24 protein-coding genes and 1 pseudogene are annotated in these 25,497 nt (G+C 61.3%); 16 read left to right on the top strand and 9 right to left on the bottom strand.

All coding sequences use genetic code 11. The features are described from left to right. The first annotated feature begins 67 nt into the window (after nt 1-67). Nucleotides 68-544 carry a single-stranded DNA-binding protein gene (gene ssb / locus LG281_RS02755; protein WP_404404134.1) on the top strand — a complete coding sequence of 159 codons (477 nt, stop codon included), beginning with the start codon at nt 68-70 and terminating at the stop codon, nt 542-544. A 136-nt stretch (nt 545-680) separates the two neighbouring features. Here ssb and LG281_RS02750 read toward each other — a convergent pair whose 3' ends face one another. The 3 genes from LG281_RS02750 to LG281_RS02740 all read right to left on the bottom strand — a co-directional run bounded on the left by LG281_RS02750 (nt 681) and on the right by LG281_RS02740 (nt 3,994). Continuing rightward, a complete protein-coding gene (locus LG281_RS02750; protein ID WP_404404132.1) occupies nt 681-1,211 on the bottom strand; it encodes a hypothetical protein in 531 nt (176 codons plus the stop codon). After that, a complete protein-coding gene (locus LG281_RS02745; RefSeq protein WP_404404130.1) occupies nt 1,189-3,453 on the bottom strand; it encodes an RND family transporter in 2,265 nt (754 codons plus the stop codon). Before LG281_RS02745 ends, LG281_RS02750 begins: the two co-directional genes overlap by 23 nt. A gap of 97 nt (nt 3,454-3,550) precedes the next feature. Next, nucleotides 3,551-3,994 (bottom strand): Lrp/AsnC family transcriptional regulator, encoded by a 444-nt coding sequence (locus LG281_RS02740; protein WP_404404128.1) that lies wholly within the window; start codon nt 3,992-3,994, stop codon nt 3,551-3,553. A gap of 117 nt (nt 3,995-4,111) precedes the next feature. Here LG281_RS02740 and rocF point away from each other — a divergent pair, with 117 nt between their 5' ends. Genes rocF through LG281_RS02725 form a run of 3 tightly spaced genes read left to right on the top strand, consistent with a single transcriptional unit; the run spans nt 4,112 to nt 6,930 of the window. Further along, nucleotides 4,112-5,038 carry an arginase gene (rocF, locus tag LG281_RS02735; protein WP_404406595.1) on the top strand — a complete coding sequence of 309 codons (927 nt, stop codon included), beginning with the start codon at nt 4,112-4,114 and terminating at the stop codon, nt 5,036-5,038. 14 nt (nt 5,039-5,052) lie between these two features. Next, on the top strand, nt 5,053-6,255 hold the full coding sequence (rocD, locus tag LG281_RS02730) for an ornithine--oxo-acid transaminase (RefSeq protein WP_404404126.1): 1,203 nt from the start codon (nt 5,053-5,055) through the stop codon (nt 6,253-6,255). A 15-nt stretch (nt 6,256-6,270) separates the two neighbouring features. After that, on the top strand, nt 6,271-6,930 hold the full coding sequence (locus tag LG281_RS02725) for a lysozyme inhibitor LprI family protein (protein WP_404404124.1): 660 nt from the start codon (nt 6,271-6,273) through the stop codon (nt 6,928-6,930). On the opposite strand, the gene LG281_RS02720 is transcribed toward LG281_RS02725, so the two are convergent. The 3 genes from LG281_RS02720 to LG281_RS02710 form a co-directional block, all read right to left on the bottom strand. Continuing rightward, nucleotides 6,927-7,814 carry a YihY/virulence factor BrkB family protein gene (locus tag LG281_RS02720; RefSeq protein ID WP_404404122.1) on the bottom strand — a complete coding sequence of 296 codons (888 nt, stop codon included), beginning with the start codon at nt 7,812-7,814 and terminating at the stop codon, nt 6,927-6,929. The genes LG281_RS02725 and LG281_RS02720 overlap by 4 nt on opposite strands. Before the next feature lie 265 nt (nt 7,815-8,079). Continuing rightward, nucleotides 8,080-8,538 carry a host attachment family protein gene (locus LG281_RS02715; protein WP_404404120.1) on the bottom strand — a complete coding sequence of 153 codons (459 nt, stop codon included), beginning with the start codon at nt 8,536-8,538 and terminating at the stop codon, nt 8,080-8,082. Nucleotides 8,539-8,603: 65 nt separating this feature from the next. Beyond that, nucleotides 8,604-9,797, bottom strand: a complete 1,194-nt coding sequence (locus LG281_RS02710; RefSeq protein WP_404404118.1) for an MFS transporter — start codon at nt 9,795-9,797, stop codon at nt 8,604-8,606. Nucleotides 9,798-9,930: 133 nt separating this feature from the next. Here LG281_RS02710 and LG281_RS02705 point away from each other — a divergent pair, with 133 nt between their 5' ends. After that, the gene (locus LG281_RS02705; RefSeq protein ID WP_404404116.1) at nt 9,931-10,956 is read left to right on the top strand and encodes a LacI family DNA-binding transcriptional regulator; all 1,026 of its coding nucleotides are present in this window, start codon (nt 9,931-9,933) and stop codon (nt 10,954-10,956) included. Between the two features lie 117 nt (nt 10,957-11,073). Here LG281_RS02705 and LG281_RS02700 read toward each other — a convergent pair. Then, nucleotides 11,074-11,412, bottom strand: a pseudogene (locus LG281_RS02700) (IS5 family transposase); the annotation flags it as partial. Between the two features lie 305 nt (nt 11,413-11,717). Between LG281_RS02700 and gyrA the strand changes: the two are divergent. The 10 genes from gyrA (at nt 11,718) to map (ending at nt 22,721) form a co-directional block, all read left to right on the top strand. Further along, nucleotides 11,718-14,495, top strand: coding sequence for a DNA gyrase subunit A (gyrA, locus tag LG281_RS02695; protein WP_404404114.1), 2,778 nt, complete (start codon nt 11,718-11,720; stop codon nt 14,493-14,495). A gap of 3 nt (nt 14,496-14,498) precedes the next feature. Beyond that, nucleotides 14,499-15,755, top strand: a complete 1,257-nt coding sequence (locus tag LG281_RS02690) for an MFS transporter (protein ID WP_404404112.1) — start codon at nt 14,499-14,501, stop codon at nt 15,753-15,755. Nucleotides 15,756-15,804: 49 nt separating this feature from the next. Beyond that, a complete protein-coding gene (locus tag LG281_RS02685) occupies nt 15,805-16,422 on the top strand; it encodes a LysE family translocator (RefSeq protein WP_404404110.1) in 618 nt (205 codons plus the stop codon). Nucleotides 16,423-16,435: 13 nt separating this feature from the next. Continuing rightward, nucleotides 16,436-16,924: a pantetheine-phosphate adenylyltransferase gene (coaD, locus tag LG281_RS02680; RefSeq protein ID WP_404404108.1), complete on the top strand. Its 489-nt coding sequence runs from the start codon at nt 16,436-16,438 to the stop codon at nt 16,922-16,924. Continuing rightward, entirely contained in the window at nt 16,924-17,520 is a 597-nt protein-coding gene (locus LG281_RS02675; RefSeq protein WP_404404106.1) for a peptidylprolyl isomerase, read from the top strand. The genes coaD and LG281_RS02675 overlap by 1 nt, the downstream gene beginning before the upstream one ends. A gap of 31 nt (nt 17,521-17,551) precedes the next feature. Then, nucleotides 17,552-18,028, top strand: a complete 477-nt coding sequence (locus LG281_RS02670) for a peptidylprolyl isomerase (protein WP_404404104.1) — start codon at nt 17,552-17,554, stop codon at nt 18,026-18,028. A 75-nt stretch (nt 18,029-18,103) separates the two neighbouring features. Continuing rightward, nucleotides 18,104-19,177, top strand: coding sequence for a tRNA preQ1(34) S-adenosylmethionine ribosyltransferase-isomerase QueA (gene queA, locus LG281_RS02665; RefSeq protein ID WP_404404102.1), 1,074 nt, complete (start codon nt 18,104-18,106; stop codon nt 19,175-19,177). Then, complete coding sequence (gene tgt / locus LG281_RS02660; RefSeq protein WP_404404100.1) at nt 19,174-20,307, top strand: tRNA guanosine(34) transglycosylase Tgt; 1,134 nt, start codon at nt 19,174-19,176, stop codon at nt 20,305-20,307. The genes queA and tgt overlap by 4 nt, the downstream gene beginning before the upstream one ends. 14 nt (nt 20,308-20,321) lie before the next feature. Then, a complete protein-coding gene (gene pgi / locus LG281_RS02655; protein ID WP_404404098.1) occupies nt 20,322-21,962 on the top strand; it encodes a glucose-6-phosphate isomerase in 1,641 nt (546 codons plus the stop codon). 3 nt (nt 21,963-21,965) lie between these two features. Continuing rightward, nucleotides 21,966-22,721 (top strand): type I methionyl aminopeptidase, encoded by a 756-nt coding sequence (gene map, locus LG281_RS02650; protein ID WP_404404096.1) that lies wholly within the window; start codon nt 21,966-21,968, stop codon nt 22,719-22,721. 49 nt (nt 22,722-22,770) lie between these two features. Here the strand turns inward: map and LG281_RS02645 are convergent, their stop codons facing one another. Next, nucleotides 22,771-23,688, bottom strand: a complete 918-nt coding sequence (locus LG281_RS02645; RefSeq protein WP_404404094.1) for an alpha/beta fold hydrolase — start codon at nt 23,686-23,688, stop codon at nt 22,771-22,773. Nucleotides 23,689-23,701: 13 nt separating this feature from the next. After that, nucleotides 23,702-23,998 (bottom strand): YciI family protein, encoded by a 297-nt coding sequence (locus LG281_RS02640; protein ID WP_404404092.1) that lies wholly within the window; start codon nt 23,996-23,998, stop codon nt 23,702-23,704. Between the two features lie 185 nt (nt 23,999-24,183). Here LG281_RS02640 and eno point away from each other — a divergent pair, with 185 nt between their 5' ends. Then, complete coding sequence (gene eno / locus LG281_RS02635) at nt 24,184-25,458, top strand: phosphopyruvate hydratase (protein ID WP_404404090.1); 1,275 nt, start codon at nt 24,184-24,186, stop codon at nt 25,456-25,458. The last annotated feature ends 39 nt before the right edge of the window (nt 25,459-25,497 follow it).

The following is a 25,497-nucleotide window of genomic DNA, read 5'->3' as shown; positions in this document are numbered from 1 at the left end:
CGACTATAGTGCGCGGCACGAAAAGCGGCCGGATGATCTCGGCCAGAGAGAACGAAAGGCAAAGACGATGTCGGGAAGCGTCAACAAGGTGATATTGGTGGGCAATCTGGGCGCCGACCCGGAAGTGCGCAACCTGCCCAATGGCGGCCAGGTCGCCAATCTGCGCATCGCGACCTCCGAACGCTGGCGCGACCGCAACACCGGCGAGCAGCGCGAGCGCACCGAATGGCACCGGGTGGTGATTTTCTCCGAAGGGCTGGTCAAGGTGGTGCAGAACTATCTGCGCAAAGGCTCGAAGGTCTATATCGAGGGCCAGATCCAGACCCGCAAATGGGAACGGGACGGTCAGGACCAGTATACGACCGAGATCGTGTTGCAGGGGTTCAATTCCACCCTCGTCATGCTCGACGGCCGAGGCGGTGAGGGCGGGGATTTCGGGGGCGGCGGGGGCGGATATTCCAGCCCGCGACAGGCCGAAAACCGGCGTCCGTCCAGCCAGCCCGCCTTCGAGCCGGGCGGCATGGACGACGATATCCCGTTCTGATCGGAACAAAGAAAGGGGCGGCACAAGGCCGCCCTTTGTTATTTCAGGGCATCGGGTGATGACGGGGGAGGGGGCAAACGGGCCCATATCCTTCGCACGATTGCCCTGTTTGTCATTTGTGGCCGGCTTCCTCTCGCTACTGTCCGGCGAAAGGCACATTCGCCGTTGTCACATCACCGGTTTCGTTGTCGGTGATCGTAAGGTCCATGACGATTTGCTGGCCCAGAAGATTGATGCCGGCGGCGATGGTGTTCTCGCCGTCGTCGGCATTGCGGTCGATGAGATCGAAGCTGATATCGTTGCCCTCGCGTTCTCCGACGGCCACACCCTGAAAGCTGGCGACCGAGGACATGATCGCCTCGTATCGGCCGTGTTCTTCGACATAGGCCAGCGTCCCGGCGACGGCGAGCGTGCGTCCGGCAACGGTGCACCGGCCGTCGAAGGCGACGCGAGCGGTGCCCGAATCCCGGATGCCAAGTCGGCAGACCATGGTTTCGTTTTCGCCGGTCGAGGCCACCTGCGCGACGCCGCGGCCGCGCCAGTCCCCCACATAGCTCTTGAGCAGATCGATATCTTCCTGTGCGGCCCAAGCCGGCTGTGCGGCACCGAGCGCAATGGTTGCAAGGCCGAAGGCAAGGGCCAGGCTAGGACGACGTAACTTCTTCATGCGATAGTTCTCTCCGAGGCGCAAACAGGCGTGACCCGCCGATGATGATGGCGGGCAGAACGATAATATCGCCGACCAGCGCCGCGAGCAGCGTGATGACCGAGAGCATCCCGAACATCGCCACCTGCGGCAGAACCGACACGATCAGGACCGAACAGCCTACGACAAGAATCAGCGTCGTGGCGATCAGCGCCGGACCGACACGGTCGAGCGTCGTGTCCACGGCGCCGCCGATCGTTTCGCCACGCTCCCGCGCCCGGGCATAGTGGGCAAGGAAGTGGATCGTATCATCGACCGCGATGCCGAAGGCGATGGTCAGCGAAATCACTGTCGTAAATTGCAGGTGAATGCCCGATGAATAGAGCACGAACTCGGTGAAAAGAATGGGCAGGCTGTTGGGCACGATCGCGATCAGCGCCATCTTCCAGGATCGGAACGCCACACCGATCAGGACGATCGAGAGAACAACGGCGAGCCCCAGGCTCATCTGCAGCGTGCCGATCATCTCCGTGCTCGCAAACGCGGACAACACACGGAAACCTGTTATCTCAGCATCCCTCAACCCTGCCGCATCGAGGCCCGCGCGCAGATCGGCGACGAGTGCTTCGGTCTGTTCGGCATTTTCCGAAGTCGGGGAAAAACCGGTGACGAGGGCTTGCGAACCGTCGCCGGAAACGAGCCGGGCCCGCAGGAAGTCTCCGATCGCTTCGAAAACCTCTTCGCGCGAAAATCCCTTATCGGTGTACTGGTCGAAACTCGCAGCAGAGATCACCTTGCCTTTTCCGAAAAACCGTTCTGCGATGCGATGCGCGGTCTGGAGGCGCTCGTAATCCGCGTCGGTCATCGTTGCGCTTGTCCCCGAGAGCGGCACGCGAACATAGATCGGGCTGACACCGCCGACACCCTCGTCAATTTCGCTACTGATCGCGAGGGATTCGCTGTTCGAGGGCAGGAAGTGCTGGAACGCAAAGCGCGGCTCGAGGGAGAAGTGCGGGATGAGCAGCAAAATCGCGATGCCGACGGAGGCGAACGCAATCTTGCGCGGCATCACACGCGCAAGCCGTCGTGCCATGGGGATCGGCGCGGTCAGCGCCACCGAGGGGGGCTTGCGCAGCTTGTAGCCCAGCTTCAGCGCCAGTAGCAGGGTGAGCGGCAGCACGGTGGCAAGCGCGATAAAGGCCACGCACATACCGATGGCGCCTGAAATCGCGAACTCCTGAAGCCCCTGCCCGGGGGCGAGGGTGAGCGTTGCGAAGGCGATGATCGTCGTGAGTGTGGTGAGCGCGCAAGCCGGACTGACGCGCTCGACGGTGCGCTGCAGCGCCGCGCGGGGTTCAATGCCTTCCTGGGACATGCGCAGCCAGTAAAGGCAGAAATACATGCTCTCGGCAAAGGCGATGACCAGCACCAGGACCGAAACGATATTGGTGAGGAAGGTGAACGCGCCGAACAAGAGCGTGACCGTCCCCATGAGCCAGAACGCGCTGACGGCGGGGGTGAGCGTCGCGATCAGGGCGCCCCAGAAGGTGCGGAAGCTCAAAAGCGCGGTGATGAAGCCCAGGACGAGCCCGACAACCATGAATATCCATTGGTCGCCCTTGGCGGCGTTGAGGAGCTCCTGTTTCCAGACCGGCGGACCGGTGAGGTGCAGGGAAATGTCGTCGGTCTCGTAAAAGGAAACGAGGTCTTGAAGGCTGGCGATCATGGCACGCTCACCTTCGGCGGCGAGCTTGTCCGGATCCGGGAAGAAGATCATCACCATTCCCGAATTGTCCGCGAAAATCAGATTCCGCATGATCGGGTCGGTCTCGCGCAACTGTGTGAGGGCCGCTTCGACCTCGGCGCGCGTTTCCATGCCTTCGGGGACCGCCGGAACACTGGCACCGTCCTCTGTCGGCTGCCGCAGCGAGAAGGGCGACAGTGTGCCGGCGGCGAACGGGTTGACCTCGAGTTCGAGCCCGAGATAGCGCAATTCCTCGATGACCGCCGGGTCGGTCAGATCGTCGCTCTCGACAAACAGGTAAACGTCGTTCTCGAAGGTCTCGAAGCTTTCCGAGAGTCGCATATAGCGCTCGTACTCGGCCCCGGTGCCGCGATAGAGGCGCAACAGATCGCTATCGATCTCGAACCGGAAGAGGCCGAAAATACAGAGCGCCGAGAATGCCAGAACGATGGCGGCGGCGATGCGTGGCCATTTGAGCGTCAGAAGGCCCAGGCGCTCCAGTCCGAAACCGATAGACACTATTCCACGACCCCTTTCCGGCGAGTCAAACAAAACGATCAGCCAGTGGTAATGGCTTGGCCGCGTGCCGTCCAGCACGGAGGGGTCCGGATGAATGTCAATTGCGCTCGCGGCGCAATCGGGACGCCAGAAGGATGCTGGTTTCGGTGAGCGTGACGCCCTCGATAAGCCGAATGGCATTCAATGTCTTGTCGAAATCGTAAAGCGACGCCGTTTCGATCTCCGCGACGAGGTCCCAGCGGCCATTCGTGCTCGATAGCGCGCGGATCTGTGGAAATCCCGCCAGGGCTTTGGCGACCTTGTCGGTGACACGGCCTTCGACCTCGATCATGGCGATGGCCCGGACCGGCGCATTGGCGGTGTCCTGGGTGAGGATGACCGTGTAACCCTGGATAACACCCGCAGCTTCGAGCTTGTCCATGCGCGCCTTGACGGTGGCGCGCGAAATGCCCAGCGCCGCGGCGAGACTGGCAACGGGAAGGCGGGCATCGTCGCGCAAAAGGCCGATGAGGCGGCGGTCGGTGTCGTCGAGATTGATCATTTTGCTCAGTCGCGTTCATCGAATTGCGCGAATATAGGGCAATATTGCGCATTCTACCAACTATTCGCCGGCGGAGAGGCGCGGCAGTCTGGAGATAAGCAACAGGGGAGTTCCATGATTCAGCGGCCATCTCAGTCGATCACGCTCATCGGTGCCCCGCTCGAAGAGGGCGCAAGCCGGCCCGGCTGCTCGATGGGCCCAAAGGCGCTGAGAGTCGCGGGGATCGCCGAGGCGCTTACGGCACTGGGGCACAGCGTCTCGGACGCCGGCGATGTCGTTCCGCACGAGGTCGAAATCGGCTTTCCGGGAAACGCAAGGAACCCCGAAATCGTCACCGGATTCGCCCGCGCGCTCGACGCCGCCGGTCGGCAAGCGCTCGAAGAGGGGCGGACGGCGGTGTTCCTGGGCGGCGATCACGCCATCGCGTTCGGCACCGTCGCGGCGGCGCTCGCCAATGCGGCGGCGCTGGGCCGCAAGCTGCACGTGATCTGGCTGGATGCGCACTCGGACTTCAATACGCCCGCGACGTCGACGTCGGGCAATATGCACGGCATGCCGGCGGCGTTCTTTTGCGGGGAGCCGGGCTTCGAAGGGCTGCTCGAATGCCCGAAGCTGCCGCCGGCCAACTTCCACCTTGTCGGTGCGCGCTCGATCGACCCGGCGGAGGTGGAGTTGCTCGACGCGCGCGGGGCAGACGTCAACGATATGGCAGTGATCGACGAGCACGGGATCGGCGCGGTGATGCGGCGAATTCTTGCAGAGGCCGAACGGGATGACGCGCTTTTGCATGTGAGCCTGGATGTCGATTTCATCGAGCCGGATATCGCGCCGGGCGTGGGTACGATCGTTCCGGGCGGCGCGACCTTTCGCGAGGCGCACCTGGCCATGGAGATGATCGGACGCACCGGACGCATGGCGAGCCTCGACCTGGTCGAACTCAACCCTTTCCTCGACGACCGGGGGAAAAGCGCAAGGCTGATGGTCGAACTGACCGCCAGCGCCTTCGGCCGCCGCATTTTCGACCGCCCGACGCAACCCGCTTAGAAGGGATACTAAAGATGACAATCACGCAGGATCTGATCGCACTGGAATCCAGCCTCGGCGCGCATAATTACAAGCCGCTCGATGTGGCGCTCGTCAGAGGCGAAGGGGTTTTTGTCTACGACGTCGAGGGCAAGCGCTATCTTGATTGTCTCTCGGCCTATTCGGCGGTCAACCAGGGGCACTGCCACCCGCGCATCTTCGAGGCGCTTGTCGAGCAGGCGAAAAAACTGACGCTCACCTCGCGGGCTTTTCATAATGACCAGCTCGGGCACTTCTATCAGGAAATCGCGGAGCTGACGGGCTCGCATAAGGTACTACCGATGAATACCGGCGCGGAGGCCGTAGAGAGCGCGATCAAGGCGGTGCGCAAATGGGGGTATGAGGTCAAGGGCGTCGAAAAGGATAAGGCCGAGATCATCGTGTGCGCCAACAACTTCCATGGGCGCACGATGGGCATCGTCGGGTTCTCGACCGACCCGGACGCGCGCAACGGGTTCGGACCGTTTGCGCCAGGGTTCAAGATCATCCCGTTCGGGGACGCGGAGGCGTTCGAAAAAGCGATCACACCCAATACGGTGGGGTTCCTCGTGGAGCCCATCCAGGGGGAGGCCGGGGTAATCATCCCGCCGGCGGGATATTTCAAGCGCGTCAGGGACTTATGCACAGAACATAATGTCACGCTTATATTAGACGAGATTCAAACAGGGCTCGGGCGAACCGGCAAGCTGCTCGCCGAAGAGCACGAGGGAATCGAGGCCGATGTCACGCTTTTGGGCAAGGCGCTTTCGGGCGGTTACTATCCGGTTTCGGCAGTGCTTTCGAATTCCGAAGTGTTGGGTGTCTTGAAACCCGGACAGCATGGATCGACCTTCGGCGGCAATCCGCTGGCCTGCGCGGTTGCGCGGATGGCGCTGAAGGTTTTGGTGGAAGAGGGGATGATCGAGAACGCGGCCAATCTCGGGCCGTATTTTCTTGAGGGGCTGAAATCGATCAAGTCCAACCATATTCGCGAGGTTCGGGGGCGGGGGCTCATGCTGGCGGTCGACCTGCATCGTGAGGCCGGTGGGGCGCGGGAGTTCTGCTACAAGCTGCGCGATCAAGGGATACTGGCCAAGGACACCCACACCGATACGATCCGCATCGCGCCGCCGCTGGTGATCACAAAAGAGCAGATTGACGACGCCCTGGAGGTGTTCGACAAGGTGCTTTCCATCTAAGCACGGGGACGCAATATGAAACGACAGGTCCTAGGACTGCTCGCTAGGGCACCAATCTGGCTTCTGGCAATCCTGGCAGGCCCGGCTGCTGCGCAATCGTTCGACTGCGCCAAGGCTTCCGACGCAACCGAGACAGCGGTCTGCAATTCCGATTTGCTCAGCGCATTCGATACCGAACTGGCGCATGTTTATCGGGCGGCGCTTTCGGCAAATAACGGCGAAGGAGCAAGTAATCTCAGGACCGCTCAACACCAGTGGATTGCGCAGAGAAACGCCTGCGGTAGCGATGCTGCCTGCATCGGAAAGGCCTATCGCGAGCGGATCGGTAGCCTCACCCAGACCTACGATCTGTTTCCCGGATGGGCGGGCACTTATGACGATGCGCTACAGGGCGGCCTCGAAATCCAGATTACCGGAACGCCTGACACCGGTTACAAGGTAGATTTTTTAGGTGCGGGCGCAAATTACACATGCGGCCCGGTTTCAGGCACCGCGACTATGACACAAGGCAATCTGCATGGGGACTTCGGGGACGGCATGTCCATCGACGCCGAAAGTGTCGGGACCGGACTTTTCGTGCCGGACACGCAAAGTAACGAAGACCTGCAAAGCGAGAATTGTGGCGCACGCGCGCCGGAGCTTGCCGGGACGTTTTTCGTGCGGAGTTCAGATTAAGACCGCAAATTCGCTTCGAGCCGGGCCTGCAGCTCCATTTCGGCGTTGAGCGTCGCGCCGAGAACGAACATAAGCGCGGAATTATAAAGCCAGAGCAGCAGGACGACCGCCGCGGCGAGCGAGCCGAAGCTGGTTTCGAAGGTGCCGAAATTCTCGACATAGAGCGAGAACAACAGGCAACCCAGGATCCAGAGCAGCGAGCCCAGCAGGGCACCCGGCCAGATCCAGCGCAGCCTTACGCGGCGTTTGCCCTGAGCAAACCGGTAGAGCAGGGAGAACGCGATCACTGCCAGAGCAAGCAGGATGGGCCAGCGTACGAATAACGCGATTGAGTCACCCGATCCGGGTAGCGGTAGGAAGGCAATGACCGCAGGCAAGGCGGCAACGAGCGACAAGGCAACGATCAGAAACATTGCGCCACCGACCGTGATACCGATCGACATCAAAACCCAGGCGAAGAATCCTCTGTCTTCGGACTCGTGGTAAGCCGCGCTTGCGGCATAAATGAGCGCGTTCGTGCCGCGCGAACCGCTCCAGAATGCAATCAGTGTGGAAATTATGAGTCCCAACCTCAAACCGTCTTGCGGTTGATCGACGAGGCTCTGCAGGCGCTCCTCGATGACACTCAGCGCAATTTCAGGAACAAAGACCGCGACTCGGGTGAGCTGCTCATCGATAAAACCAGGATCGGCCAGCAGACCCACAAGAAGAACGCCGATTGCGATGGCCGGAAAGATCGAAAGGAAGCCAAAAAAGGCGACGCCGGCGCAGCGCAGCGACGTATCCATGTTCGCCATCGCTTTAACAGTGCGCCAGACAATCGCGGTCCAGCCGGACCGGGATATACGGGTCGGCTTATAAGCGCCGTGCAACGTGCGAACCATTAGGGCCTGTTGGCACTATGGATCGGGGTTTGACGGGTCATAGTCCGAGAACCTTTCGTGGAAAACGCGCCGCCACAGGCTGGCGCCTGCAAGGCGGATTTTTCGCGGCAAGGGGCCGGACCATGACCCGCCCGGAGGGTTTTGCATAAATCGCCCACTACCGGCGCGTTTCCCGCAGCACGGGAGATAACCCCGCCCTGCGGAAAACGCTTGGCATTGAACGATTTATGCAAAATCAAACCCCTATCCATAGTATCAACAGGCCCTAGGGCGTACTGCTGAGAATAGCCTCGATCTTCTCGACCGGATGATTGGTGAGCGTTTTGGGCACTTCACCGATCACCCTGCTCAAGACTTCTGGATGCAACTCCTTGCGCAATTCGCCCAGAATGCGCGGCGCAGCGCACAGAACGATCTCCTTGAAGCGGTTGTTATGCGCGTATTTGTAGAGCAATTCCGCGGCATCCTTGGCAAACCGTTCTTCGGCCAGACGGTGCCAATCGGTCTGCTCGACCGAACTGCGCTGGTTGGCGCCACTGTCGTTATACCGTCCCGGCGCATCCGTGCCCTGTTCGCGGGTCGGAGGGTTATCCTGTTCGAGTTCCCGGACGACCTTGAAGTTGGGCGTTTTCCGATTTCCGGTGTTTTCGAAGAAGAGAGCCTTTTCGCCATCGGCGACGAGCACCCAGACCTTCTTGTCCAACCTGAAATCCATCTCCTGCATGCCACGTCTCCTTGTATCGGTCGTCTCGAAGGCAACTCGCAGGATGCACCGCTGTTCCCGCCTTTTCAGTCTGACGAAAAATCAGCGGACTTAGCAAGACCTGACAAGGCCAGTGTAACAAGGAGAAGGGAAGCAAGACAGACGTAAATGATTGAAAATGAAGTGCGCTCGGCGATAAATCCGATCGCGCCCGGTGCAACCAGAATACCCGAATAGCCCATGACGGTTACGACCGACATGCCGATTCCCGCGGGGATACCGGGCAGATTGCCGGCCGCCGAAAAAGCGATGGGAACCAGATTGGCGATGCCGATGCCGGCAACGGCAAAGCCGAGGATCGCAATCCCGATATTGGGGGCCAGACCGGCAATGACGAGCCCGACCAGCGCGAAGCCGCTGCTCACGCGCAGGGTGGTGACGGCACCGAGTTTGTGGCGGATCGTATCGCCGGCAAAACGCACCATGGCCATCATGCCCGAGAACGCCGCAAACCCGAACGCGGCAAAAGAGATGTCCGCACCCATTTCCTTCTGTAGATAGACGGCTGCCCAATCGAGAATCGCACCCTCGGGGACCATGGAAAACAGCGCCATCAGCCCCAGGAGGTAGGGCAGGGGCGAACTCGGCAGCACGAGCCGTGTTGCTGCCCTGGCCTCGGGTGTCGGGCGATCCTTGACGATCCGAGGGAACGCGAACGCGACCACAGCCGTCGCGGCAAGGGTCAGGACGAGGGCGTGCCCGACTTCACCCATGACCGACGCCAGAATGCCGCCGGATCCGGCGCCGATGAGCCCGCCAAGGCTCCAGAAACCGTGGCAGGAGGACATGATCGCCTTGCGCATATGCTTTTCGACCGCAACGGCATTGGCGTTCATCGCAACATCCATGCCACCGACGAAGGCGCCGAAGAGGAAAATGGCGCCGCCCACCAGCCAGACATTGGGCGCAAGCGTAACCAGCAGCAGGGTCGGCAGGACCAGCACGGCAGCGATCCGCACCGCGTAGGCCGATCCGTTGCGGGCGGTCAGCGCGCCGAAAACGGGCATGACGACAACCGAGCCCAGGCCGAGGACAAGCACGAGAATGCCCGCTATCGCCTCGCCGATCGCGAGCCGCTCCATCAGCAGCGGCACCTTGGGCGCCCAGTTTCCGATCAGGAAGCCGTTGGCAAGGAACAGCGCCGAGACCGCGACACGCTCTGGCGCAATTCCGGCAAAGCGCACGCGGCGCGGCCGCTGCCGCAGAACCCGCTCGATCATGAGGTGCTCCCGTTCGTTGAGTCTCGCGTATAGAAAAGTATTTTGAATCGATTCAAAATGAGCATAGTGTGCAAGCGACGTCAATCCTGTATTGAATCGATTCAGATCGACAGGGAGGAGACTGCCGACCGACATGGCCAAGCCCCGCCTCAAAGATGTCGCTCAAGCCGCCGGTGTATCGCAGGGCACGGTTTCCAACGTGTTCAATCGTCCAGAACTGGTGCGGCCGGAATTGCGCGAGAAGGTGCACGAGGTTGCACAAACGCTTGGCTATCGAGGTCCGAATCCGGCCGGACGCGTTCTGCGGGCCGGCAAGGCCGGCGCTATCGGCATCGTCACTTCCAACCCTTCGCATTATTTCTTCGACGACCCGTTTGCCCGGCTGTTCATGAGCGGGGTGACCGATGCCATGAGCGAGACGGGCAGCACGATCTCGCTCATTTCCACCCAGGACGGCGCGGTCGCCGACCGCGTTATCTCCGATGCCCTGGTGGACGGATTTATCGTGCTGTGCGCCGAGGAGGGCGACCCGCTGGCCACCAAGGCCGCAACGCGTGGGCTGCCCACCGTGCGCGTGGATGCGCCGTCGGATGGTAAGGCGAGCGGCGTCATCATAGACGACAGGGCGGGCGCTCGGATGGCTGCGCGCCACCTCATCGACCTGGGACACCACCGTCTGGCGGCGTTTCTCACAGGCTCGCCCGGTCTGACCGGAGAATATTATTGCGGCGCCGCTCCCGAACGCGCGCGCGGTTATCGCGAGGCCGCAGCGGGCCTACCGGCCGATGCGCTGACGATCGAGCATACCGGGAGCGAACCGCACGCTATTCGGAGCGCCATGGAACGCCTGCTGGGCGGCCCGGACCCGGTAACCGGCATTCTTGCGATGTCCGATAAACTCGCGATAACCGTCCTCGCCATCGCCGAAGCCATGAACCTGCGCGTCCCCGAGGATGTCAGCGTGATTGGATTCGATGACGTACCTGAAGCGGCATTATGCTCACCCAAGCTGACGACGATCCGGCAACCTGCGTGGGAGAAGGGGGCCGCAGCGGCGCGGTTGCTGCTGGATGAACCGGCCCGTACGGTCGAACTGCCGCTCCAACTCGTCGTGCGGGGATCGACAGCGCCGCCGGGTGGACCGCCGCAAGCGCGATAGGTTCGGGCCGACCCTCGATCGCAAAGCCCTTCCCGGGAAGGCGGGCGATGGGGAAAGAAATGTCGCGGCGCACGCGAACTACGCAGCCAGCGCCGTAGGGGGCTTGATCTTCAGGCCTCCCTTATTCGAGAGCCCTGCGTGCCGACGGGTGAACACGATCATCGAATCGACAATCACATACTCGAACTCCGGATCGTCGGACATGGCCGCAAAAACGCGCCACCAGATGCCTTTATGGCTCCAGCGGCTGAAACGGCGGAAAACGCTGTTCCACTCGCCAAAAACCTCCGGCAACTCGCGCCATGGCGACCCCGTGCGTGCCACCCACAGCACCGCCTCGACGAACATGCGATTGTCGCGCCCGGAGGTGCCGCGCGTATGTTCGTTCCCTATGATGTGCGGCGCAATCCGCTCCCATTGGTCATCCCGTAGCACCAGACAGTCCAAAGCACGCATAGCTGCCTCCAAAAAGCAGTCCTGAATCCGAATTCCTGCTCCTGAAAAATTCAGGAGCCCGCGCGACCTAGAGGCGAAGGTTGCTTATGGGCAAATTAGGAACTCTGCCGTTTGGAGCCGGATTGCAATCCGACGTGTGGGGGCGTTTGCCGCCCCTCGCAGCGATCGCACCGGAAACAAGAGCGCGCTGACGCTTTTGTGTGGACTCTCGGTCTTTAACGCCCCATATCGAGGCGCTATCATTGGCATTTCCTTCCGGAATCGCCTACATCTCACGCTAACGCGAACGATACAGACTGAGTATTGTGACAGACACTCCAGAAGACGACGCTGGCGGCATTCTGCCTTCCGGCATCAATCCTGTTTCGATTACCGACGAAATGCGCCAGTCTTATCTCGATTACGCCATGAGCGTCATCGTGAGCCGGGCGCTTCCGGACGTGCGCGATGGGCTCAAGCCCGTGCACCGGCGCATTTTGTACGCGATGCACGAGCTCGGGTTCGAGCACAATAAATCCTACCGCAAGTCCGCCGTGACGGTCGGTGAGGTGATGGGTAAATATCACCCGCATGGCGACGCGGCGATCTACATGTCGCTTGTGCGCATGGCGCAACCGTTCTCGATGCGCGTGCCGCTCATCGACGGCCAGGGGAATTTCGGCTCTGTAGATGGCGATATGCCGGCGGCCATGCGTTATACCGAAGCGCGCATGGAAAAGGTTGCCAAGGAACTGCTGGACGATCTCGACAAGGACACTGTCGATTTCCGCGACAACTATGACGGCTCGGTGCAGGAGCCTTCGGTGCTGCCCGCGCGGTTCCCAAACCTCCTGGTCAATGGCGGCGGCGGCATCGCCGTGGGCATGGCCACCAATATCCCGAGCCACAATCTCGGCGAGGTAATCGATGCCTGTCTCGCGGTGATGGACAATGCCGACATCACCGTCGAAGAGCTGATGCAGATCATGCCCGGGCCGGATTTCCCGACCGCGGGGATCATCCTGGGCAAGTCCGGCATCCGATCGGCCTACGAAACCGGGCGCGGCTCGATCCTTATGCGCGGCAAGGTCGAGATCGAGGAAATCCGCAAGGAGCGCGAGGCGCTCATCGTCACCGAAATTCCCTATCAGGTGAACAAGGCGACGATGATCGAGAAAATCGCCGAAATGGTGCGCGACAAGCGCATCGAGGGGATTTCCGACATCCGCGACGAATCCGATCGCCAGGGCATGCGGGTGGTGATTGAGTTGAAGCGCGATGCGGTTGCGGATGTGGTCCTCAACCAGCTCTACCGCTATTCGATGCTGCAGACCTCGTTCGGGTGCAATTTCGTTGCGCTCAACGGCGGCAAGCCCGAATTGATGCCTTTAAAGCGGATCCTGCAGAGCTTCCTCCAGTTCCGCGAAGAGGTCGTCACCCGCCGGGCACGCTTCCTGCTCAACAAGGCGCGCGACCGCGCGCACGTTCTGGTCGGACTGCTTGTCGCGATCATGAGTGTCGACGAAGTGATCCGCCTCATTCGCTCTTCGCCCGATCCCGCGACCGCGCGCGAAAAACTGCTCGAGCGGAGCTGGCCGGCGCGCGATGTCGAAGGGTTGATCCGGCTGATCGACGATCCGCGCCACCAAATCAACGAGGATGGCACGTTCAAGCTCTCGGACGAGCAGGCCCGCGCGATTCTCGCGCTGACGCTCTCGCGGCTTACGGCGATGGGGCGCGACGAGATCGGCAACGAACTCAACAGCCTTGGCGAGCAGATCGAGGATTACCTCGAGATTCTGCGTTCGCGCGACCGCGTTCTGGGGATCATCCGCGACGAGCTCAACGAGGTCAAAGAGCAGTATGCGACCCCGCGTATTACGCAGATCGACGAATTCGCCGGCGATATGGACGACGAGGATCTGATCGCCCGCGAGGATATGGTCGTGACCGTCACCCATGCCGGCTACATCAAGCGCGTGCCGCTTTCCACCTATCGCGCGCAGCGGCGCGGCGGGAAGGGGCGCTCGGGCATGGCGATGCGGGACGAGGATTTCGTCGCGCGGCTGTTCGTGGCCAATACGCATACGCCGGTGCTGTTCTTCTCCTCGCGCGGGATCGTCTACAAGCTCAAGGTCTGGCGATTGCCGGTCGCGGCGCCCAATGCGCGCGGCAAAGCGCTCATCAACATGCTGCCGCTCGAAGAAGGCGAACGCATCACCTCGATCATGCCGCTGCCCGAAGACGAGGAGAGCTGGAGCGAGCTCGACGTGGTTTTTGCAACCCGCAGCGGCAATGTCCGGCGCAACAAGCTTTCGGACTTCGTCGAGGTGCGCCAGAACGGCAAGATCGCCATGAAGCTCGATGAGGGCGACGGCATCGTCGGGGTCGAAACCGCGAGTGCGGACGACGATATCCTGCTCACGACCTCCGCCGGTCGCGCAATCCGGTTCGAGATCGATAATGTCCGCGTCTTCAAGGGGAGGGATTCAACGGGTGTTCGGGGCGTCAGCATGGAGGAGGGTGACGAGGTGATCTCGCTTTCGATCCTGCGGCACTTCGAGGCGACGCCGGCCGAGCGCAATACGTTCTTGAAGCAATATGGCGCCAATCGTCGCGCAGCAACCGGCGAAGAGGCCGAAACCGACGTGCCGGAGACCGATGAGGGCGACGGCGAGGCGGGCGAGACTGCTCTGTCGGTCGAACGCTATGCGCAGATGGACGCGGCCCAGCAATTCATCCTGACGATCAACGAGAAGGGCTTCGGCAAGATTTCCTCCTCGTACGATTTCCGGACCTCGAACCGTGGCGGCAAGGGCATCCAGGCGACGGATCTTTCCAAAATCGGTGAAATCGGCAGCCTGATCGCCGCGTTCCCGGTGGACGAGACTGATGAGTTGATGCTCGTTTCCAATGGCGGGCAGTTGATCCGCGTGCCGGTTGACGGCATCCGCTTCGCCTCCCGCGCCTCCAAGGGCGTGCGTATTTTCCATACCGCGGCCGACGAGAAAGTAGTTTCCGTCGAGCGCATCAGCGAACCCGAAGGCGGGAACGGCGACGAGGACGAAGCTACGGCGGAAGACGGGCCGGCAGACGGCGAGTAAACTATGGAAACGGCGCGGTCCCGGCCCCAAAGCGGTTATCGCGCCCTTCTCGCGCTGCCGGTGCCGCGGCGCCTCGCTCTGGCAAGCATACCGGCGGATTTCGCCGACTGGCTGGATTATGCCGCTATCGTTGCGCTGCTGGTCTATAGCTGGGGCGAAGGGCCGTTTGTGCTGGCCTTCTTTGCCGTGGCACTGGCCTTGCCCTACATCCTCGTCGGACCATTTACGGCGCTGCTGGTCGACCGCAGCCCGCTCGGACGAGTTCTGTTCATAAGCAATCTTGGGCGTGGGCTTGCGACACTTGCGCTGGTCTTTGCGCCCAATCCGGCGGCGGTGCTGCTGCTCGTTTTTGCACGCGGCTGTGTGGATTCCGCGTTCACGCCCGCGCGGCAATCGGCGATACAGGCCTCGACGCCCGAAGACCTTCTGCCCACGGCCAATGGACTGCATCAGGCCATCAACCAGACCTCGAAAATCGCGGGGCCTGCGGCGGGCGGTTTCCTTTTGGCGGTAATGCCTGCGCAGGGTGTTTTCGGAATCAATGCCATGCTTTCGGTGGTCGCGGCGCTCATGGTCATTAGGCTCGATCTGCCACGCGCAACGTTACCCGAAGACCAAAAGCCCGAGGGGTTCTTTGGCGCAATATTTGCCGGCGTTCGCGAGTTTGGGCGCACGCGTTTGCTGTTCGTTGCGCTCATTTATACCGGCGTCGCGTTTTTCGCCTTCTTCCTCTACGACGCGCTTATCGCGCTCCTGATGGCGGAGTTCGGGTTCGATGCGACGGCTTTCGGCATTGCAATTGCCGTTTCTGGCGCAGGTGGGCTGGTCGGGGCGCTGATTGCCGGCGCTCTCACGCTTCGGCAACCGCTCAACGTTATGGCGGCATCGTCGCTCCTTTCGGGCATAATAACCGTGACCCTAGCGGCAGCAGCGCTCACAGGGTTTCCACTTCCTTTGCTCCCATTTCTCGTTGGGGCTGGCATTATGGGCGGCTCGACCGCCTTCATGATGGTACCCTACAGAACCATCATCCAGCGCCATACGCCGCCCGACCGGATTGCACGGGTTTTCGCCGCCGGAGAGGCGGTGACCATGGTCGTCATGCTTTCCGCGCCGTTCCTCGGCAGCCTGATCGCGGTCAGTTACGGAACGGGAGCCGCGTTTCTCGCAGGAGGACTGCTTTTGGCCGCACTGGGCACGGTGACGCTCGCGGGGATGTTGCTGCGCCGCTTGCCCGGGGGTGGACTCGGTTCCGCTTGATTTTTGCTCGGATTTGGGGATGGCTTGACAGCGAACTGGAGTGCGCCCGATGATCGATCCCACAATCCTGATTACCTATATTGCCGCCTGTTTTCTCTTTTCCATCGTCCCCGGTCCGTCGGTTTCGGTTGTGGTCGCCAACGCATTGGGTGGCGGCACCAGGGCCGGGCTGCTCACCATTCTGGGTACGGAAATCAGCATGTTTTCAATGGTGTTGATCGTTGCACTCGGCCTCGAGGCAGTGATGGCCGTCGTTTCCGAGGCGTTCACGATCATCAAGCTGGTGGGCGCCGGCTATCTTATCTGGATCGGCTGGAGGATGCTCAACTCGTCCGGCGAGATCGATCTCCATGCCAACCGGCGGCAATCGGCGCGGCGCTATATCTGGCAGGGCGCGCTGGTCAACTGGTCCAATCCCAAGACGTTATTGTTTCTCGGCGCCTTTCTGCCGCAATTCGTCGATTTGGGCCGCCCGGCGTTCGAACAGATCATGGTGCTCGGGCTGATCGTTATGGCTGTCGCAACGCTGACCGACGCGCTTTATGCCTTCGCCTCGGGGCAGGCGCGGCATTTGCTGTCGGCCGCGCGCGTGCGGCTGGTCAACCGCGTTTCCGGCGCCGTGCTCATCTGCGGCGGCATCTGGCTTGCGCTCCAACGCCGCGCGTGACACAAACCGGGCCATGACAGAACGCGTCGGATTCTATCCCGGGTCTTTCGACCCCGTGACCAACGGCCATCTCGATGTGATCGAGCGGGCCGCCAAGCTCGTCGATAGGCTCGTCGTCGGTATCGGCGTGCACGCGGCGAAAAGACCGTTTCTTTCCGCCGACCTCCGCACGCAACTCCTGGCCGAGGTTACCGGACCGATCGCCCAGCGGATCGGAGTCATCATCGAGATCGTCGAGTTCGACGGGCTGATGGTGCAGGCGGCTCAAAGAGCGGGCGCCAATATCGTCATTCGCGGACTGCGCGATACCACCGACTACAATTACGAAATGCAGATGGTGGGGATGAACGCGCAGATGGTGCCCGACCTTCAGACCGTGTTCGTACCATCGAGCCCCTTCGTCCGCCACATTTCGGCAACGCTTGTGCGCCAGATATCGGAGATGGGTGGTGACATTACCGCCTTTGTTCCACGTAACGTTCTTAAAGCTCTGGAGTCCTGATGGCTGCTCACTCCCAAAAATCGACCAACCGCGTGGTTGGCGCCCTTGTCTTTGCCTTTGTCGCTCTTTTTGCCGCAATGACGGCGTGGTCTTTCCTGCCGGGCTCACAGGCAAATGCTGAAGCCCCCGAAGGCGCTCCGATTGCAACGCTCGAACTCGAAGACGGTACCGTGACCATCGCGCTGCGGCCTGATCTTGCCCCCGAACACGTCGCCCGGATCACCGAACTGGCCAATTCCGGTTTTTATGACGGGCTCAAATTCCATCGCGTGATCGAAGGCTTTATGGCGCAGACCGGCGATCCGCTGGGCAATGGTACGGGCGGATCGGACCTGCCGGATCTCGACGCCGAATTTTCCGATGCGCCGTTCGTGCGGGGGACACTTGGCATGGCTCGCACCATGGACCCCAATTCCGCAAACTCGCAGTTTTTCATCGTCACCGCCGACGCACCGCACCTCAACGGGCAATATACGCTCTTTGGCGAAGTGATCGATGGCATGGAATATATCGACCAGATCGAAAAGGGCGACGCGCGCGCCAACGGCATGGTCGAAGACCCGGACACGATCGTGTCACTGCGCGTCAGCGAATAAAATTTTCCTTATATAAGTCAGGATAAGAACAATGGCCGACTATAAAGACCCCGAAAACACGCTCGTTCTGGAAACGTCCAAGGGTACGGTCGTAATCGAAATGCGCCCGGACCTCGCACCCGGCCATGTCCAGCGCATGAAGGAACTCGCGCGCGAGAACTTCTACGATGGGATCGTCTTTCACCGCGTGATCGACGGGTTCATGGCCCAGGCTGGTTGCCCGAAAGGCAACGGCACGGGCGGGTCCGACAAGCCGGATCTGAAAGCGGAATTCTCGGAGGAAAAGCACGTGCGCGGCACGGTTTCGGCTGCCCGGACGGCGAACCCGGACTCGGCCAATTCGCAGTTCTTCATCTGTTTCGACGATGCGCCATGGCTCAACCGGCAATATTCGGTCTGGGGCAAGGTGATCGAGGGCATGGACGCCATCGACGCGCTGGAGCGCGGCGAGCCGGTGCGCAATCCGGACAAAATCGTCACCATGCGCGTGGCGGCTGATCTGGCGTGAACCGATTGGCACTGCGCCCGGGACGAGACCCCGGGCGCAGCGAATACGGGCCCAGAAGGTGTCCTTGAGTTTCCCATGAAAGTCGACCTCTTCGATTTCGAGCTGCCGGATGACCGGATCGCCCTGCATCCGGTTTCGCCCCGCGACAGTGCAAAGATGCTTATCGTGGGGCCGGATGGTGCGTTGTCGGATCGCGTCGTGACCGAGCTGACGGATATCCTGCGGGCCGGGGATGTGCTCGTCGTCAACGACACGCGCGTGATCCCGGCAGACTTGAAGGGCGTACGGCATCGCGGGGACTATACCGCGAACGTTTCGTTCAACCTCCACAAGCGCGAGAACGGCAATACCTGGCGCGCGTTTGCCCGACCGGCCAAGCGGCTCAAGGAGGGCGACCGGGTGGTCTTTGGCGCGACGTCCGAGGTGTGCCTGCTCGATGAGCTTTGCGCGACTGTCAAGGCGGTTTCAGAGGGCGAGGTAACGCTGGCATTCGACTTTTCCGATGCCGTGCTCGACGAGGCGATCAAGGCGCGCGGGGCGATGCCATTGCCGCCCTATATCGGGGCGAAACGAGAGATCGAGGCGCGGGACGCCGAGGACTATCAGACGGTCTATGCCGAACATGACGGCGCCGTGGCCGCGCCGACGGCGGGGCTGCATTTCACCGAAGAGTTGCTGGCGCGGCTCGAAGCGATGGGCGTTTCCATCGAACATGTGACGCTGCACGTGGGCGCGGGCACGTTCCTGCCGATGAAGGCGGAGGATACCGCGGACCACAAGATGCACGCCGAATGGGGCGTCGTTTCGTCCGAAACCGTCGCGCGGATCGAAAAGGCCAAGGCCAGGGGCGGGCGGGTTGTCGCGGTGGGGACGACGAGCCTGCGCCTGCTCGAAAGCGCGGCGCGAGAGACCGGGACGCTCCGGCCCTTTTCCGGGGATACCGACATCTTCATCACGCCGGGGTTCGCTTTCCGCGTGGTGGACATCCTGATGACCAATTTCCACCTGCCGCGCTCGACGCTCTTCATGCTGGTCTCGGCCTTTTCAGGCTTGGAGACCATGCATAAAGCCTATAAGCACGCGATCGATAACGCCTACCGGTTCTATTCGTACGGCGACTCCTCGCTGCTGTTCAAAGCCCGTTCATGACAGAAGATTTCTCGTTCACCCTCCTCAAGACCGACGGCATGGCCCGGCGGGGACAGATCGATACGCCGCGCGGAGACATCCGCACGCCGGCCTTCATGCCCGTGGGTACGGCGGGGACTGTGAAGGCGATGTATCCCGAGCAGGTGCGCGAGACCGGCGCGGACGTGCTTCTGGGCAACACCTACCACCTGATGCTGCGCCCAGGCGCGGAGCGTGTGGCGCGGCTGGGCGGGCTGCACACCTTCATGGACTGGCAGCGGCCGATCCTCACCGATTCCGGCGGTTTTCAGGTGATGAGCCTCGCAACGCTGCGCAAACTCGACGAGAACGGGGTTGTGTTCAAATCCCATATCGACGGGTCGAGCCATAACCTAACACCCGAGCGTTCAATTGAGATCCAGAAGCTGCTGGATTCCGACATCATCATGCAACTTGACGAATGCGTCAGGTTGCCCGCCGAACACGCGGAGATCGAGCGCGGTATGGAACTCTCGCTGCGCTGGGCGGAGCGGTCCAAGCGGGCTTTCGACGATGCCAAGGGCAGGGCGCTCTTCGGGATCGTGCAGGGCGGGGATGTGCCGCGATTGCGGGCGCGCTCGGCGGCGGGGCTCGTGGATATCGGATTTCACGGTTATTCGGTCGGCGGGCTCGCCGTCGGGGAACCGCAGGACGTGATGTTCTCGGTGCTTGAAGACATCACACCGCAATTGCCCGAGGACAAGCCGCGCTATCTGATGGGTGTGGGCAAGCCCGACGATCTTTTGGGCGCCGTTGCGCGGGGCATCGACATGTTCGATTGCGTGCACCCCACGCGCGCCGGGCGGCACGGGCATGTTTATACACGGTACGGCGTCATCAACCTCAAGAACGCACGGCACCGGGACGATCCGCGCCCACTCGATGAGACCTCGCCCAACCCGACGGCGCGGCGCTTTTCGCGCGCCTATCTTCATCACCTCGTCAAATGCGAAGAAATCCTGGGGGCGATGATCCTCTCTCAGATCAATCTTTCCTATTATCAGGAGTTGATGGACGGGATGCGGCGTGCGATTGAGGATGCGACTTTCGTATCATACTGCGCATCGGTCCGCGAGGGATGGGCCCGAGGGGATCTGCCTGCGCTGGATTAATCGAGGATCTGTCCATGTCGAACAAGACCCGCAAGGCCGCTTTTGCCGATCTCGTCAAACACAGGAAGCGCCTTTCGGGCACCTCCATGCGCGAGATGTTCGCCAATGAGCCCAACCGGTTCGCGAAATTTTCGGCAAGCTTCGGAGATATCCTTCTCGACTATTCGAAGAACAGGATCGATGCCCAAGCGCTGAAGGCGCTTTTTGCCTTTGCGCGCGAAGTCGGCCTCGAGACCCGCCGCGATGCGATGTGGGCCGGTGAGCCGATCAATTCGACCGAACATCGCTCGGTATTGCACATGGCGCTGCGCTATTTCGGCGATGCGCCGGTCACGGTTGGCGGCGAGGATGTGATGCCCGCGGTGCGGGACGTTTTGGCCCGGATCAAGGGCTTTTCCGACGATGTCCGCGACGGCGGCATTCGCGGGCATAGCGGCGAGCAGTTTACCGATGTCGTCAATATCGGCATCGGCGGTTCCGACCTCGGGCCGGTGATGGCGACGCTGGCGCTCGCGCCTTATACGCGGGCCGATCTGCGTGCACATTATGTTTCGAATGTGGATGGCGCGCATATTGCCGATACGCTCAAGGGACTCGATCCGGCCAGGACGCTCTTCATCGTCGCGTCCAAGACCTTCACGACCGATGAGACGATGACCAACGCGCATACGGCGCGCAAGTGGCTTTCCGAAGCACTGGGCGAGGACGCGGTGATCGACCATTTCGCCGCTGTTTCGACCAATATCGAAGGCTGCGAGACCTTCGGCATCCGCCAAGATCGGATTTTCGGATTCTGGGACTGGGTCGGCGGGCGCTATTCGGTGTGGTCGGCCATCGGGTTACCGGTCGCTATTGCCGTCGGGTTCGAGAATTTCGAAGCATTCTTGCGCGGGGCGGGCGAGATGGACGAGCATTTTCGCACCGCGCCGCTTGAGGAAAATCTGCCCGTCATCATGGGGCTGATCGGCGCGTGGTATCGCAATGCCTGGGGCTTCGCGAGCCACGCGGTGCTGCCCTACGACCAGCGCCTCTCGCGCTTCCCGGCCTATCTGCAGCAGCAGGATATGGAATCGAACGGCAAGTCCGTGACGCTTAACGGCAAGCCGACGCCGTGGGAGACAGGCCCGATCATCTGGGGCGAACCGGGGACCAACGGTCAGCACGCGTTCTATCAGTTGATCCACCAGGGCACGAGCGTCATCCCGTGCGACTTCCTCGTCGCCGCCAACCCGCACGAGACGCTGCCGCCGCACCACGACAAACTCGTGGCGAACTGTTTTGCCCAGTCGGAAGCCTTGATGCTGGGCAAATCCGAGGAAGAGGTCTTGGCCGAACTCAAGGGCACCGGACTTTCAAAATCGCAGATCAAGGCGCTGCTGCCGCATAAGGTGTTCCCGGGCAACCGGCCGTCGAATACCATCGTCTATTCCAGGCTCGATCCGGCGACGCTCGGCAAACTCGTGGCGCTCTATGAGCACAAGGTGTTCGTTCAGGGCACGCTCTGGAACATCAATTCGTTCGACCAGTGGGGTGTTGAGCTCGGCAAACAGCTTGCCAAGGCGCTGCTGCCCAAGGTCGAGGGTACGGCTTCGGCGGACAGTCACGACAGCTCGACACAAGGACTGCTGGCGCATTTCCATAAGCTCAGGAGCTGACGTGTGACGATCACCTCGGAAGAAGATCTTGCGCGTTTGAAGGCCATTGGGCGGATATGCGCGGTGGCGCGCGACACAATGGCTGCCGCGCTTGAGCCGGGAATCACGACGCAGGAACTCGACGACATCGGGCGCAAGGTGCTCGAGGACAACGGCGCGCGCTCGGCGCCGGAAATCACCTATCAATTCCCCGGCGCGACCTGCATATCGGTCAATGAGGAAATCGCGCACGGTATGCCGGGCGCCCGCGTGATCGCTGCTGGCGACCTCGTCAATATCGACGTTTCGGCGGAAAAGGACGGCGTTTTCGCCGACACCGGGGCGTCCTACATCATCCCGCGAGCCGACAAGCGCATCGAAAAGCTCTGCCGCGACGGCAAGAAGGCGATGTGGGCGGGGATCCGCGCAGTGAGGGCCGGAAGCGGGCTGGCCGATGTCGGCACGGCCATCGGCAAGTTTGCTGGAATGCACGGCTATACGCTCATCCGCAACCTTGCCAGCCACGGCGTGGGGGACAGCCTGCACGACGAGCCCGGAGAAATCCCCACCTGGCCAGATCGTTCCGAGCGTCGACGTATCGCTGATGGATTGGTCTTCACCATCGAGCCGTTCCTCTCGCTGGGAGGGCAGATGGCTGAGGAAAAAGACGCCGAAGATCCCTGGACGCTGGTGAGCGTGCCGCAAGCGCCTTGCGTGCAGTATGAGCATACGGTTGTCGCGACCCGGCGCGGGGCGGTGGTGGTGACGCTCGGGGCGTAGGTCCGCCCAAGCGATACAACACCCTCCGCCACCAGTTGCGGTTTTACGCTTATCCGACGTCGGTATCGAGAAATGCGATCAACTGCGCCAGAGCCTCCTCCGGTGCCTCTTCGGGGATGAAATGGCCGCTGGGTACAGGAGCAAAACTGACCTGCTCACACCAGCGCTCCCAGACAGCCCTGACATCGAAGTGCTTGCCGATTATGCCCTTTTCGCCCCACATTACGAGCGTAGGGCAGGAGATGCGCTTACCGGCCTCGCGGTCCGCCCGATCATGCCTGCGGTCGATATGATACCCCGCTCGGAAGCACTCGCACATCGCGGTGATTGCTTCGGGGGCCGCATTTGCAGTCATATATGCTTCGAGGGCGTGATCATCGTAAGGAACGCGACTGTCGGATAGCCCCTGCAAAATGAGGCTCAGAAAACCTTCCGGGTCTCCCGCAATCAACCGTTCGGGGATCGGATGATCCTGCGTGAGGAACGAGAAATAGAAATAGTCCTGCGCAAGCCCGGCATCGACGTGCTCATAGAAATCCAGCGCCGGAATGATATCCATGACAGCGAGACGCTCGACTGCTTCGGGGTGGTCCAATGTCAGCCGTCTTGCAACGCGCGCGCCTCTATCATGGGCCACGAGCGAAAACCTGTCGTGCCCCAATTTCTTCATTACAGCGAGCTGTTCATCGGCCATTTTGCGTTTGGTATAGGCGTTGTCCCCCTCAACATGGCCCGGCTTATGGCTCTCGCCGCGCCCTCGAATGTCGGTAAGGACAACGCTAAACCTGCCTTTCAGCGCAGGGGCAAGGTGATGCCAGCACAAGTGCGTTTGCGGATCGCCATGCAGCATCAATAAGGCCGGCCCTTGCCCGGCTGACAGCGTCATAATCACATTGCCGTCGATTTCGACCGGCTGGCGTCGGAACCCGGGCAAGAGCCTTTGGTCCGCATCTTCAAAGATGGTCATTGATCCACACTACTCACGCGTTCGGGTCGAACAGTTTTACCTCGCGCACGTCCACGCGCGCCCAGACACGCTCCGTCACATAGGGCTCCGTCTCAAGCCATGCGTCCAGGTCCTGCCGATTGTCGAACTGGAAGTGAGCGTTCGAGCCGATCATCTTGCCGTCATCGTTCAGAATAACGCCGCCGCTCAGGAAATTGCCCTTCCTTGCAAGGTCTCTCAGACGGTCCAGGTGCGCTTTCCGGCAGGCCACGCGACGATCGAGAGCCCCCGCGTCGGTGTGGTCGTAAGCTACCAATGCAAATTGCTTCATGTCCTGCCCCCAATGCTCAAGCCCGTCGCGGCGGAATCGTAACCGTGTCTTAGGCGGTCATCCGCTGGCGCGTCAAACACGTCATCACCCTGCAATATTTCTGCGCGAAGGGCCTTTCATAGCTGCGTGACCTTATTTAGAAGGTCATCTATCGGTTTCATCCCAGAAAAGAGGGCTATTCGCGCATGTCCGCAATTGTTGACGTCATCGGCCGGCAGATTTTCGACAGCCGTGGCAACCCGACCGTCGAGGTCGATGTGGTTCTCGAAGATGGAAGCTTCGGCCGCGCGGCGGTGCCTTCGGGCGCCTCGACCGGTGCGCATGAGGCGGTCGAGCTGCGCGATGGCGGCGACACCTATTCGGGCAAGGGCGTCACCAAGGCGGTCGACAACGTCAATACCGTCATCGCCAATGAGATCGAGGGCATGGACGCGCTCGACCAGATCACGGTCGACCAGGCGATGATCGACCTCGACGGCACGCCCAATAAGGGCAAGCTGGGCGCCAACGCCATCCTCGGCGTTTCACTCGCGGTCGCCAAGGCTGCCGCGGAATCGAGCGGGTTGCCGCTCTACCGCTATATCGGCGGGCCGAACGCGCACGTTTTGCCCGTGCCGATGATGAACATCATCAATGGCGGCGAGCACGCGGATAACCCCATCGATATCCAGGAATTCATGGTGATGCCGGTCGGCGCGCAGTCCATCGCGGACGCCGTGCGGATCGGTTCGGAAATTTTCCATACGCTCAAGAAGAACCTCGCGGCAGACGGCCACAACACCAATGTGGGCGACGAAGGCGGCTTCGCGCCGAACCTCTCTTCGACCGAAGATGCGCTCGGATTCATCATGCGATCAATTGAAAAGGCGGGTTATACGCCCGGCGAAGACGTTTACCTCGCGCTCGACTGCGCCTCGACCGAGTTCTTTGCCGACGGTAAGTACAACCTCAAGGGCGAGGGCAAGACGCTCGGTTCGGACGAGATGGTCAAATATCTCGAGGACCTGACGGCGCGCTTCCCGATCATCTCGATCGAGGACGGCATGGCCGAGGACGACTGGGAAGGCTGGAAGGCCTTGACCCAGGCGATTGGCGGCAAGGTGCAACTGGTGGGCGACGACCTCTTCGTCACCAACACCGAGCGGCTGGTTTCGGGCATCAAGATGGGCGTTGCCAACTCGATCCTCGTCAAGGTCAACCAGATCGGCTCGCTCTCGGAAACGCTCGACGCGGTCGAAACCGCGCACAAGGCGTCCTATACCGCTGTGATGTCGCACCGCTCGGGCGAGACCGAGGACTCGACGATTGCCGATCTGGCTGTCGCGCTCAATTGCGGGCAGATCAAGACCGGTTCGCTTGCGCGGTCGGACCGGCTGGCGAAGTACAACCAGTTGATCCGTATTGAGGAATATCTCGGTGCGGCGGCCACCTATGCCGGGCGGTCGATCCTCAAGGGATAATGATCAAACAGGGCAGGGCGCACCGCCCTGCCCAGTGCC

The organism is Pelagibacterium halotolerans, from assembly GCF_044811015.1.
Classification (GTDB): Bacteria; Pseudomonadota; Alphaproteobacteria; order Rhizobiales; family Devosiaceae; genus Pelagibacterium; species Pelagibacterium halotolerans_A.
This window is presented reverse-complemented; position numbering and strand designations above follow the sequence as displayed.